Source organism: Xenorhabdus stockiae (assembly GCF_002632825.1).
Taxonomy (GTDB): Bacteria; Pseudomonadota; Gammaproteobacteria; order Enterobacterales; family Enterobacteriaceae; genus Xenorhabdus; species Xenorhabdus stockiae.
Genome location: NZ_NJAJ01000012.1, coordinates 42020 through 54322, shown reverse-complemented (window position 1 = coordinate 54322; position 12303 = coordinate 42020). Strand labels below are relative to the sequence as shown.

Genomic DNA, 12303 nt, shown 5'->3' with positions numbered 1-12303 from the left:
ATCAAGAAGTTAATAGCGTGATGAATATGAATAATCCACAACAAAAATTCGATATGGTTATCGTGGGTGCCGGGATGATTGGTGCGGCAACGGCATTGGGATTGGCGCAGGAAGGTTGGCGTGTCGCTCTGTTGGAACATCAGCGACCACAACTCTACAGTGCAGAAAGTGAACCGGATATTCGTATTTCTGCCATTAGTCGGGCATCCGTGGATTTACTAAAGCAATTGGGTGCTTGGGAACATGTTGTGCAGATGCGTAGCGCACCTTATCGGAAGCTGGAGACATGGGAGCAGAATGATTCCAATGTGATTTTTGATGCAGCAAGCCTCGGCCTGCCTGAACTTGGATACATGGTAGAAAACCGCATTCTGCAACTGGCTTTGTGGCAGGAATTTGAACGATATCCTAATCTGACACTGTTTTGCCCCGCTGAGCTGAAATCGATGCAGCGTCATGGAGATCATAAAACATGGCAGCTTGAATTGACTGATGGTACGGAATTAAACACTCGTTTGATTATCGGTGCTGATGGCGCCCGTTCTCAGGTTCGGCAATTAGCGGGGATTGGCAGCAGGGGGTGGCAATATCGTCAGTCGTGTATGTTGATAACTGTTAAAACGGAACAACCTCAGAAAGACGTAACATGGCAGCAATTTTTTCCTTCTGGTCCCAGAGCCTTTCTGCCGTTATTCGACCAGTGGGCATCGTTGGTATGGTATGACTCTCCCGCCCGCATTCGTCAGTTACAGGCGATGTCAATGACACAGCTTGAACGGGAAATATTTCAGGCATTTCCGGCCCGTTTGGGTAAAGTGACTCCGATTGCTGCGGGTTCATTTCCTCTGACCCGCCATCATGCCAGCGATTATGTTCGTGAAGGGCTGGTTTTGCTGGGGGATGCAGCTCATACAATTAACCCACTGGCAGGGCAGGGTGTCAATCTGGGCTATCGGGATGTAGATGCTTTACTCAAAGTATTGATTGATGCCAAAGAATCTTTGGAAGAGTGGGATTCCCTGACTGTACTGATGCGTTATCAACGTCGCAGGATGCCGGATAATTTGGTTATGCAGGCGGGAATGGATCTCTTTCATACGGCATTCAGCCATGACCTGCCAGGATTGAAAACTATGCGTAATCTGGCCTTGATGGCAGCGCAGCGCTCAGGCGCACTGAAAAAACTGGCGCTGAAATATGCGCTGGGGGTGTGATTACTGTTTTTTAGCAAATATTTTTGAGGGTAGGAGCCATTCTTTTAATATTTCTACCCTTAGATATGTTTTTTATTGAGCGCTTTATAAACAGGGGTAGATGTGTCGATTTCAGGCAGGTTATCAAACAAAGATGGAGACTATCAGGCGATAAGCTGGGGATATTTTTTGGCAGAAAAACAAAAAAACCACCAAAAGGCGGTTGTCAGTTCAGTCAGCGTTTTGAAAAATTTGGCTGGGGTACCAGGATTCGAACCTGGGAATGCCGGAATCAGAATCCGGTGCCTTACCGCTTGGCGATACCCCAACTGAATTTAAAATGGTGGCTACGACGGGATTCGAACCTGTGACCCCAGCATTATGAGTGCTGTGCTCTAACCAGCTGAGCTACGTAGCCATTTACGTTAACCGTAAATTTTATGAAAACCTTCAGGAAAATGGCTGGGGTACCTGGATTCGAACCAGGGTATGCCAGGATCAAAACCTGGTGCCTTACCGCTTGGCGATACCCCACCTGAAAATTTTCATTTTAAACCTTGTTTTATTAATGGTTATCTATTTATTAGAAATTATCGTTTTCAGAAATATGGCTGGGGTACCTGGATTCGAACCAGGGTATGCCAGGATCAAAACCTGGTGCCTTACCGCTTGGCGATACCCCACCTGAAAACAACACACTAAAACTTAAAACAACCTTAACAAAACTCGATTTAAGTGCAACCGAAGAAGAAATGGTGCGGGAGGCGAGACTTGAACTCGCACACCTTGCGGCGCCAGAACCTAAATCTGGTGCGTCTACCAATTTCGCCACTCCCGCAAAGATGGTGGCTACGACGGGAATCGAACCTGTGACCCCAGCATTATGAGTGCTGTGCTCTAACCAGCTGAGCTACGTAGCCATCTTTTTTCGCTTTGCCTTCATCGGCGGTGCGGGGCGCATTATGCGTATATCAGACAGATGCGTCAACTGCTTTTTTAAAAAAATATGCATAAAATCGCTTGTTTGTTTGCCCTGTAATCATCTTGATGATAAAAGAAGCTGAAATGGCGAATTATCCTCCAAGAAGGTGTTGTAACAGTACACCGTTGAGCATAGCTCGCTTCGTTAAGGCGAATGCGCCTATTGCAGAACAGTGATTTAATTCGGAAACCACGATAGGCAGGTCTTCACGGAAGTTTTTTAAAGTCTGAGTGTTGATACAATTTTGAATAGCGGCAAGCAGAGCCTGCTCTGCTTCAGTTATATCACCGGCAATAACGACTTTCTGTGGGTTAAAGAAGTTGATGGCAATGGCGATAGCTTTACCTAGATTATGCCCTGCCTGTCTGATCACTTCGACTGCCAGAGAGTCTCCCTGATTAGCAGCGCGACATATGTCATGGATGCTGCATTTATCCAATGTCAGCTTACTTGGAAACCCCTGCTGTAATTGGTGCTGTATTTTGGCTTCTATGGCCGGATTGGATGCAATCGTTTCCAGACAGCCAAAATTACCACAATGACAACGCTCACCCAGTGGTTCAATTTGGATATGACCTATCTCTCCCAGATTGCCACGTTTATTGAGCAATACATTATTCTTGATAATAACGCCTGCACCTACACCACGATGAATACGTACAAGAAGAGAGTCTTCACAATCGCGAGTGGCTCCGAAATAGTTTTCTGCCAGTGCCAAGCTGCGGATGTCGTGTCCGATAAAACATGAAATATTGAAGTGTTTACGCAGATTTTGCACCAATGGCCAGTTATCGACTTTAATATGTGGCATATAGCGGATAATGCCATTATGGGGATCAACTAATCCGGGGACAATGATGGAGATCGCAATCAGTTCACGGTTACGCCGCTGATTTCTGCTGATAAAGTCTTCAATAACGGAGATAATCCGTTGTTCGACTTCTTGCTGGCTATTTTCCAGAACAGGATGTTGCTCTTCTGCCAGTTGTCTGGCGCTCATATCAAATAACGCAATCGTCGCATCCCGACGGCCCAGCCGAACACCAATGGTATGAAAATGGCTGGTTTCTGTGACAATGGAAATAGCGCGACGTCCGCCAGTAGATGCCTGCTGATCAACTTCTTTAATCAGACCGCGCTCAATTAACTGACGAGTAATTTTTGTCACACTGGCCGGAGCAAGTTGGCTCTCTTCCGCGATTTGTATACGGGATATTGGCCCGAGTTGGTCTATCAACCGATAGACCACGGCGCTATTGAGCTGTTTGACCAGCTCAATATTCGCGATTTGTTTTTGTGTGTTATGGTTGTTCATCAGGCACTATGCTCGATAGTTCAGCTTCATTCCCTTTGTTGTTATTGTTATTAACGATATTTCCGTTAACTATGGTTTTACAGATTTTGAAATCATGAGTGAATGCTGTCAGGTTTGCTACTTTACCCGGCTCAATCGTTCCAAGATGTTTATCGACACCGATAGCTTTAGCTGGGTAAAGGGTTGCCATGCGCAGTGTTTCATCTAAAGCGATGCCAACTTTTTCGACACTATTCCTGACACACTCAATCATTGTGGCTGAAGAGCCGCTTAATGTGCCATTCTCATCGACACATAACCCGTTACGATAATATATTGTTTTATTAGCGAAGGTGAATTGTTCTATATTACTGCCTTCATCCAGCCCGGCAGGGACAATGGCATCTGTCACGAGAACTAATTTTTCATTTTTCAGACGCTTGGCGCTACGAATGTTGGGCCATGCAACATGCATACCATCACAAATAATACCGGCATAGACTTCAGTAGTATCATAAATTGCGCTGATTAAACCCGGCTGTCGGCCAGAAATGGCTGGCATGGCATTATATAAATGAGTGGAGAAGGTAATACCATTTTGGAATCCCCGTCGTGCCTCTTCATAGGTTGCGTTGGAATGACCCGCAGAAACAACAATACCCGCTTCAGTTAATTGATGAATGTAATGATTTTCTACCATCTCAGGAGCAAGAGTAATTTTCTTGATTACATCGGCATTAATACACAAATAATTGACCATTTCCGGTGTTGGTTTGCGTATATAGGCAGCATTATGTGTGCCTTTTTTTACCGGATTGATGTAAGGCCCTTCCAGATGTAAACCAATCGCCTGATTGGGGTTGTTAGCCAGATAGATACGCATTACTTCAATGGCTTTGATCATCAGCTCATCAGGGCTAGTGATAAGCGTTGGCAGAAAACTGGTACAGCCGTATCGCTGATTGGTTTTCTGCATGATATGCAGTGTCCCTTCCGTAATATCTTCCATGCGGTCATTATACTGGACTCCGCCACAGCCGTTGACTTGCAGGTCAATAAATCCGGGAGAGAGGTTTGCACCCTGTAAGTCATGCTGTTCAATGCCTGCCGGTAACTCATTTTCCGGACAAATATGCTTGATTATCCCACCTTCAATAATAACAGCATATTCACTGAGCCTGTCGTGTCCGGTGTAGATAATACAGTTAGTTAAAGCGTACATTCTGGACTCCTAAATGCCTGAACCTAAATGCCTGAATTAAGTATTAACTGGCGAATTCACTCAGAATATCAGCCTCTATCTGGCGAAAATATTTTACGGTTTTTACTCTTAACTCCATTGTTGCAGCTTCATCACACGCAATAATTGTTTTTGGATGTATCTGTAGACAGCTTACTGTCCACATATGGTTAACATTACCTTCAATAGCAGCTTGTAGAGCCAGTGCTTTTTGAGTTCCGGTTACGAGAATAATGATCTCTTCAGCATCCATTAACGTACCCACACCAATAGTTAACGCATATTGGGGAACTGATTCCACGTTATTATTGAAAAAACGGGAATTAGCAGTTCGTGTTTCCAGGGTCAGCGTCTTAATCCGTGTACGGGAAGAGAGAGAAGACGCGGGTTCGTTAAATGCAATATGGCCGTCGTTACCTACACCGCCCATAAACAGATGAATTTTGCCATACGCTTTAATTTTATTCTCATAGCGTAAGCATTCAGCATCGATATCTGTCGCATTTCCATCGAGTAAGTTGATATTTTCTTTTTCAATATCAATATGATTGAAGAGATTCTGATACATGAAAGTGTGGTAACTCTGGGGATGATCCTCAGGAATGCCAACATATTCATCCATATTAAAGGTTACAACATTTCTGAAACTCACTTTTCCTGCCTGATATAGCGCGATGAGTTCTTTATAAGTTGCTAATGGCGTACTGCCTGTTGGCAGGCCGAGAACAAAAGGGCGTTCTGCTGTTGGTTTGAATTCATTTATTTTTCTAACAATATAGTGAGCAGACCATCGACCTACATCACTTGCATTTGTTAGGGGGATCAGCCTCATGATGACCTCTTCAAAAAATTATTCATTTATAAAATTAAAATTATACGAACAGTGGCGGGGCAAAAGCTGCCTATCATACCTGTTCTTTACAGCGGTTCTACCTGACACGCACACGATAATGTTATTTTTTATAATAAAATAAGTTTTTGATTAAGGCCATATTTCGCTCAAAAATATATCAATTTAAGTGATTTTTATCACATATGCGAAGGATTTAATTTGCGATGAAAAATAAATTTCTTAGACTTGAAATTGTTTAACAACAAATAGATGAGTGGTGTTATTACATCGTTTATTCAATAAAAGACTCCATTCATGGGGCTTTAAGGGGGCGTGAGTGAACATTTTAACTTACTTACAACAGATTGGTCGGGCATTAATGGTGCCTGTTGCAACATTGCCTGCTGCGGCGATATTACTCGGGATTGGATATTGGATTGATCCGACCGGTTGGGGAGCTGACAATAAAATGGCAGCTTTGTTTATCTCATCCGGTAAGGCTATTCTTGACAATATGGCAATATTATTTGCAATTGGTATTGCTTATGGTATGTCAAAAGATAAAGACGGGGCTGCTGCACTGACCGGATTAGTCGGGTTTATGGTTGTTATGAAACTGTGTTCGCCCGAAGTCATCGCGATGATTGAAGGTATTCCGGTTGCTGATGTGCCAGTGGCATTCAATAAAATTAATAACCAGTTTATTGGTATTTTAATAGGAGTTATTTCAGCTGAGCTTTATAACCGCTACAGTAATGTTGAATTACCTTTGGCACTGTCTTTTTTCAGTGGACGCCGTTTGGTACCGATCCTGAATTCTTTTTTAATGATTCTACTTTCTTTTATCCTGATATTTGTCTGGCCTGTCATTTATGATTGGCTGGTGGTATTTGGTGAAAGTATTACCAGCCTCGGGTCTGTAGGGGCCGGGCTTTATGCATTCTTTAATCGTCTGCTAATACCCTTAGGTTTGCACCATGCGTTGAACTCAGTTTTCTGGTTTGATGTTGCAGGTATTAATGACATTCCTAATTTCCTGGGAGGAGGAAAATCTATTGCTGAAGGAACGGCTATTCCGGGCATTACCGGGCGTTATCAGGCTGGTTTCTTCCCCATCATGATGTTTGGGTTACCGGGAGCGGCATTAGCTATATACCACTGCGCCCGTCCTGAGAATAAAGCAATGGTTGGCGGTATCATGTTGGCGGGAGCATTTGCTGCGTTCTTTACTGGTATAACTGAGCCACTTGAATTCTCTTTCATGTTTGTGGCACCTGTGCTTTATTTTCTGCATGCCATTATGACGGGCATTTCAGTTTATATTGCAGCGGCGATGCACTGGATTGCCGGTTTTGGTTTCAGCGCCGGCTTTATTGATCTTTTCCTCTCCTCACGCAACCCGCTAGCTGTGCACTGGTATATGCTGATCCCACAAGGGTTAGTATTCTTCTGTATCTATTATGTTGTATTCCGTTTCACTATCAAAAAATTCAACCTGATGACATTAGGCCGTGAATTACCTTCTAGCGCGGGAACTGATGCAGATATTAAATTGAATGCTGGTGGCAAAAACGATATTCAGGAAGAAGCATATAACTATGTTGCTGCGATAGGTGGATCGGCTAATTTAATCAATATTGACTCTTGTATCACCCGTTTGCGTTTATCCGTGAAAGATTCCAGTTTAGTTAATGAACGAGTCACTAAACGTCTTGGGGCTTCTGGTGTTATTCGCCTGAATAAAGGAAGTGTTCAGATTATTGTTGGTATGCGTGCTGAACTGATTGCTAGCGCCATGAAAGATGTTATTGCTAAAGGCCCGATTGCTGCTGCGACGGAAAATGATATTCCAGAGTCTGATACTCCGGTAGAAAAAAAGAGTACGCAGGAAAATAAAGAAATTCTGACTTTACTAGCACCTGTTACGGGTGAGTTAGTCAAGCTGGAAGATGTACCGGATGAAGCTTTCTCCAGTAAATTAGTGGGTGATGGTATTGCAATCAAGCCGATTTCGGAAACAGTCTTCTCACCCGTTACAGGTACGGTGGTAAAGGTATTTGATACTAACCATGCGTTATGTATTGAGGCGGATAATGGTGCTGAAGTTATTGTCCATATGGGCATTGATACTGTTTCCTTGGGTGGCCGTGGGTTTGAATGTTTGGTGAAAGAAGGAATGAAAGTTAAAACAGGAACGGCGTTACTGAAATTAGACCTTGATTATTTGAACTATCATGCCAAGTCAATGATAAGCCCAGTTATTATCAGCAATATTGATAACTATTCAGGAATCAGAATGATTGCAGAAGAGGGAGTTATTGCCACAGGAGCAGATTTATTCCAGATATATAAATAATTAATAACCTACCTCATGATTTTCATTTCATAAATATTTTTTAGTATTACCTGTATGCAGAAATGCATGCAGGTAATATCAGAATGTTTTTTTACTCTTAACACCTAGAAAGAGGTAAATTATTTCTAGGTGAACGAGTTAAAATCATCTGATTTTAAATATAGAATTAGATTTCCCCTCTTCAAGTTTCTAAAAGACGGAAAATATATCATCAAATATTGGGTGATATATTTATTATTACGACGCGTCTGGAGCGTAGAAACATAAAATTAAATATATGATTGTTATTTTATATTCATGAGAGGTATTTGTTATTGTCATTTTTTCGATAAGGAATAATTTAATGTAGGTATTTTATAATGTTTTTTGTTTTTTATTTTATTTGTGATTTACCTCAATTTTTTTATAAAAAATATCCTTTAATTTTATTTGGCTTAGGTCGAGTTGATTTTAATGATTTTATTTCCTGTCCATTTTATAAACATTTTAGATCAAAGTCTAATGCACTTAAATTATCTCTGATAGAGAGATTAAATTGTGTTCGTTGATAAGATAACTAAATGAAATAAATATAAGTAGGTGGAAATTATGAATTTATCTATTTCAGAAGGAAAAATGGAAAAGTATTTAAAGAGTTGGGATGACAATGGTTATATCATCATAGAATCGGCAGTAAGCAAAGAACAAGTTCAAAAAACTGTCGATGCTATATTTTATTTTTTGGAAATGGATAAGAGTAACCACAGTGATTTTTATAACATGGAGATTCGTTCTCGTTCAGGAATTGATGAAATGGGGCGGATTCCTTTTTATCATCATCAGTCTTTGTGGGATAATCGTCAGAATCAAATCATTTACTCTGTATATGAAAAGATTTTTGGTACCTCAGATTTACTGGTTAGTGTTGACAGGGTAAATATGAATCCTCCAGTTAACGAAAACTGGAAATATGAAGGTTTTATTCATTGGGATATTGATGTTTCTAAACGCCCACTGGAAAGAAAAATACAGGGTCTTTTGAGCTTAACTGATGATAATGGTAATTCTGGCGGGTTCCAGTGTGTTCCCGGTTTTCATAAAGTTATCTATGAATGGTTATCAAAACAGCCAGCGGGATATAACAGTAGATTTCCTGATACAGCAGGGATGAATATTAAATCAATTCCATTGAAAGCAGGGGATTATGTCATTTTTGACAGTGCACTGCCTCACGGGAATATACCTAATACTTCAAATGAGCCAAGGTTAGCTCAATATTTTTGCTTATTCCCACGAACAGATATTACAGAACAACAAGTTGCCGAGAGAATTGTAGCTTATAAAAAAGGTTTGCCGACGACATCTATAACAGGGAAAGCCTTTCCGGTTAAAAAAGCACATCAACAAGATACCTCTCAGATACACTTAACAGATTTGGGTAAATTATTATTGGGATTTTAGTACATTATACCTTAAGGTATCATTATGGAGACAAAAAATCATCGCATAGAGGGTGATGCTATTGATGTTTCAATTATTCTTCCTCGCTATAATGAAAATTATTCTGTTATTGAAAAAACTATCCAGCGTATCCGAAACATTCAGGAGAAGCTGAAGGTACAAATAATTATAGTCAACGATTCAGATAAAAATAATTTTCATGACCAAGATGTTGTAAAAATAAAGAAAAATTATCCTGATGTTCTGGTGATCTCTAACTGTGGAAACTATGGAAAAGGATATAGCATTAGAAGAGGCGTCGATTTAGCAAAAGGGAAATATGTTTTTTATACAGATATTGATTTTCCTATAAAAGAAAATGATTTTTTTATTGCATACAGGAGGATTGAAGTTTCAAATGTTGATTTGGTTATTGGAGAGCGCTTTTCAAAGAATAAATCAAAAGCGAACTCATATCGCAAGATAACCAGTAAAATATTTTTAAAAATAGTCAACTTACTATTGAATTGTAAAGTTTCTGATTCTCAGTGTCCATTTAAAATGTTGAAATCTGATGTGGCAAAAGAAGTGTTTTCTAAGCAGAAGATTAATGGATACGCATTTGATGCTGAAATTATTTATCTAACAAATAGGTTATCTAAGAAATTAGATCAGTTCCCAGTGGCCTGGGAGGACACAAGAGAGAACTGGAGTTTGGCGAGGACGTTAATTAACTATAGCATAATGATACTTGGCGTTTTTTCCATTAAGATTTATTGGGTTATAAACGATCCAGAGATAATTTGAAGTGATTGATTAGCAGATGCTGTGATATTGATTTATCCTAATGAAATAGGTTTGATTATTTATTGTGATTCCTATGTTTTATTATAAATTATTGGGATGGTTTACAGTGTTTGTTTTTTATTATCGGAGGGGTAATGGGGATTTATAATATAAAGGCTATTTTATTTGATATGGATGGGACGTTGGTTCAATCCTTATCGGAAGTTGAAATGATTTGGTCTAAATGGTGCGAAATGCAGAATGTACCTATCCAACATGTATTGGAGATATGTCATGGTGTTCGTTCCAGAGATGTTATTTTGACTATTGCCCCACATTTGAATGTGGAAGAACAGGTTCAGTTATTGGATGATTTAGAAGTTCAGCACTCAGGTTCAGCACAAGCTTTATTTGGCGCAAAAGAATTTTTACTTTCTTTAAATGATTGCCCTTGGGCTGTAGTCACTTCAGCCAGCCAGAGAGTTGCATATCATAGAATGAGTGTTTGTGGTCTTAAGATACCGGACCTCATCGTGGGTTCTGATGATGTACAGGACGGGAAACCACATCCTTCTCCCTACCTCATGGCAGCTGAGCGTTTGGGAATGAAAACCAAAGACTGTTTAGTTTTTGAAGATTCGTATGCAGGAATACAAAGTGCATTAGCAGCGGGTTGTGAGGTCATACAAATTGGGGGCCAAGAGAAAATACACCCTTCAGTTCTCGAAGTCATTAATCACTGGGATGAAATTAAAATTGATAAAATAGGAATGAATGCTTTTGAAATTAAAATTAATTCATAATTATGAATTAATGTTTTTATGACTCTATACCCTATGGATTTTGAGTTACATCGCGGCGGCAAAGGAGCAAGTCCCCTGAGCATAGATAACTATGCGACTGGGGTGAGCGAGTGCAACCAACAAAGAGGCAGCTTGAAAGATGACGGGTATATACACAATGGATTTCAAGATGAAGTGTATAACCTTGTTTGATTAAGTATAGAGTGGTTTTTTATATAAACATTATGGCTGAGATGGATTATGAATAATGTGATTGCAACTAGAGCGGTTTTCTTAGCTGCTGGTATGGGAATTGCGGCATGGGCTCCTTTGATACCCTTGGTGAAAAATTTTTTAAATATTGATTCAGGAGAGCTAGGGGTTTTATTGTTTTTTCTGGGGCTTGGATCAATTGTATCCATGCCTGTTACAGGATTTCTGACTACTTTATTTGGTTGTCGTAAGGTTATTATAATTTCAGGAATTTTTGCTATTGTTTCTTTACCACTTTTAATATTGTCTTCGAGTGTTACCCAGCTTGGAGTTATGCTTTTTATCTTTGGGGCATCCATTGGTACGGTGGATGTTGCAATGAATATCCAGGCTGTAGAAGTGGAAAAAAACACAAAGAGAAATTTGATGTCAGGCTTCCATGGTTTTTTCAGTTTGGGGGGGATTTTGGGCGCGGCTGGCGTATCGATATTACTTTATATGAATTTTTCTGCTCTTGTCGCGTGTCTAATTATATCTTTTATATTATCGTTGTTATTCATTTTTTCTTTTTCCGGGCTTATAAATAATCACGATCATAATAAAGAAAGAAAGGATAAAGGTTTCTTTTTTCCGAAAGGTATTGTTATTTTGGCGAGCTTTCTTTGTTTTCTAATGGGGATCATTGAAGGTTCAGTTATTGACTGGAGTGGTGTGTTTTTAGTTAATGAACGTAATGTTGATATTGCATTTAATGGATTTGGCTATGCTGCATTTGCAGCAGCGATGACGACAGGACGATTTTTAGGGGATCGAGTTATCTCTAATATAGGACGTGGGAAAGTCTTTTTTGCAGGAACATTTAGTATTTTTATCGGTTTCTTTATTGTTGTTAGTGTAAGTTCATTCTCTCTATATATGATAGGTTTTTTCTTCATAGGATTAGGTGCATCAAATATTGTTCCGATATTATGCTCTATATCGGGAACTCAAACAGTTATGCTCCCCGGTCATGCAATAGCTTCAATTGTTACATTTGGCTACTTTGGAATAATGATTGGGCCTGCGTTAATCGGTTTTATTGCTCAGAGTTTTAGTCTTGAAACAGCATTTTATTTATTATCTGTTGGTGCATTAATTATGTTAGTTAACTCAAGGTTTATAAAAAATAATTAATTTGTTTTTATATAAATAAACTTATCTCTTGTA

The 12303-nt window shown here is 39.8% G+C and carries 9 protein-coding genes and 6 tRNA genes; 6 read left to right on the top strand and 9 right to left on the bottom strand.

The genetic code is table 11. The annotated features are described in order from the left end of the window. The first annotated feature begins 26 nt into the window (after positions 1-26). Positions 27-1214 (top strand): 3-demethoxyubiquinol 3-hydroxylase, encoded by a 1188-nt coding sequence (gene ubiF, locus Xsto_RS07965; RefSeq protein ID WP_099124737.1) that lies wholly within the window; start codon positions 27-29, stop codon positions 1212-1214. A gap of 232 nt (positions 1215-1446) precedes the next feature. On the opposite strand, the gene Xsto_RS07960 is transcribed toward ubiF, so the two are convergent. The 9 genes from Xsto_RS07960 to nagB form a co-directional block, all read right to left on the bottom strand. Continuing rightward, positions 1447-1521: transfer RNA gene (locus Xsto_RS07960), tRNA-Gln, on the bottom strand. A gap of 13 nt (positions 1522-1534) precedes the next feature. Next, positions 1535-1611 (bottom strand) — tRNA-Met (locus tag Xsto_RS07955). A 41-nt stretch (positions 1612-1652) separates the two neighbouring features. After that, positions 1653-1727: transfer RNA gene (locus tag Xsto_RS07950), tRNA-Gln, on the bottom strand. 74 nt (positions 1728-1801) lie between these two features. Beyond that, a tRNA-Gln gene (locus tag Xsto_RS07945) sits at positions 1802-1876 on the bottom strand. A gap of 70 nt (positions 1877-1946) precedes the next feature. Continuing rightward, positions 1947-2031: transfer RNA gene (locus tag Xsto_RS07940), tRNA-Leu, on the bottom strand. A gap of 5 nt (positions 2032-2036) precedes the next feature. Next, a tRNA-Met gene (locus Xsto_RS07935) sits at positions 2037-2113 on the bottom strand. Between the two features lie 153 nt (positions 2114-2266). Next, positions 2267-3490, bottom strand: coding sequence for a DNA-binding transcriptional regulator NagC (nagC, locus tag Xsto_RS07930; RefSeq protein ID WP_099124708.1), 1224 nt, complete (start codon positions 3488-3490; stop codon positions 2267-2269). Continuing rightward, entirely contained in the window at positions 3477-4691 is a 1215-nt protein-coding gene (gene nagA, locus Xsto_RS07925; protein WP_099124707.1) for an N-acetylglucosamine-6-phosphate deacetylase, read from the bottom strand. The genes nagC and nagA overlap by 14 nt, the downstream gene beginning before the upstream one ends. A gap of 43 nt (positions 4692-4734) precedes the next feature. After that, positions 4735-5541, bottom strand: a complete 807-nt coding sequence (nagB, locus tag Xsto_RS07920; protein WP_099111147.1) for a glucosamine-6-phosphate deaminase — start codon at positions 5539-5541, stop codon at positions 4735-4737. Positions 5542-5878: 337 nt separating this feature from the next. Here nagB and nagE point away from each other — a divergent pair, with 337 nt between their 5' ends. The 5 genes from nagE (at position 5879) to Xsto_RS07895 (ending at position 12270) form a co-directional block, all read left to right on the top strand. Next, entirely contained in the window at positions 5879-7897 is a 2019-nt protein-coding gene (gene nagE / locus Xsto_RS07915) for an N-acetylglucosamine-specific PTS transporter subunit IIBC (RefSeq protein WP_099124706.1), read from the top strand. A gap of 588 nt (positions 7898-8485) precedes the next feature. Beyond that, positions 8486-9337, top strand: coding sequence for a phytanoyl-CoA dioxygenase family protein (locus tag Xsto_RS07910; RefSeq protein WP_099111145.1), 852 nt, complete (start codon positions 8486-8488; stop codon positions 9335-9337). Positions 9338-9361: 24 nt separating this feature from the next. Further along, the gene (locus Xsto_RS07905) at positions 9362-10123 is read left to right on the top strand and encodes a glycosyltransferase (RefSeq protein WP_099111144.1); all 762 of its coding nucleotides are present in this window, start codon (positions 9362-9364) and stop codon (positions 10121-10123) included. Between the two features lie 134 nt (positions 10124-10257). Continuing rightward, entirely contained in the window at positions 10258-10905 is a 648-nt protein-coding gene (locus Xsto_RS07900) for an HAD-IA family hydrolase (protein WP_099111143.1), read from the top strand. A 240-nt stretch (positions 10906-11145) separates the two neighbouring features. Beyond that, the gene (locus Xsto_RS07895) at positions 11146-12270 is read left to right on the top strand and encodes an MFS transporter (protein ID WP_099124705.1); all 1125 of its coding nucleotides are present in this window, start codon (positions 11146-11148) and stop codon (positions 12268-12270) included. Positions 12271-12303: the final 33 nt, after the last annotated feature.

Excerpts from the sequence above, each read along its gene's own strand:
- nagC (WP_099124708.1), bottom strand. The coding sequence starts at position 3,490 with ATGAACAACCATAACACACAAAAACAAATCGCGAATATTGAGCTGGTC.
- Xsto_RS07900 (WP_099111143.1), top strand. The coding sequence starts at position 10,258 with ATGGGGATTTATAATATAAAGGCTATTTTATTTGATATGGATGGGACG.
- Xsto_RS07910 (WP_099111145.1), top strand. The coding sequence starts at position 8,486 with ATGAATTTATCTATTTCAGAAGGAAAAATGGAAAAGTATTTAAAGAGT.
- nagB (WP_099111147.1), bottom strand. The coding sequence starts at position 5,541 with ATGAGGCTGATCCCCCTAACAAATGCAAGTGATGTAGGTCGATGGTCT.
- Xsto_RS07905 (WP_099111144.1), top strand. The coding sequence starts at position 9,362 with ATGGAGACAAAAAATCATCGCATAGAGGGTGATGCTATTGATGTTTCA.
- nagA (WP_099124707.1), bottom strand. The coding sequence starts at position 4,691 with ATGTACGCTTTAACTAACTGTATTATCTACACCGGACACGACAGGCTC.
- Xsto_RS07895 (WP_099124705.1), top strand. The coding sequence starts at position 11,146 with ATGAATAATGTGATTGCAACTAGAGCGGTTTTCTTAGCTGCTGGTATG.
- ubiF (WP_099124737.1), top strand. The coding sequence starts at position 27 with ATGAATAATCCACAACAAAAATTCGATATGGTTATCGTGGGTGCCGGG.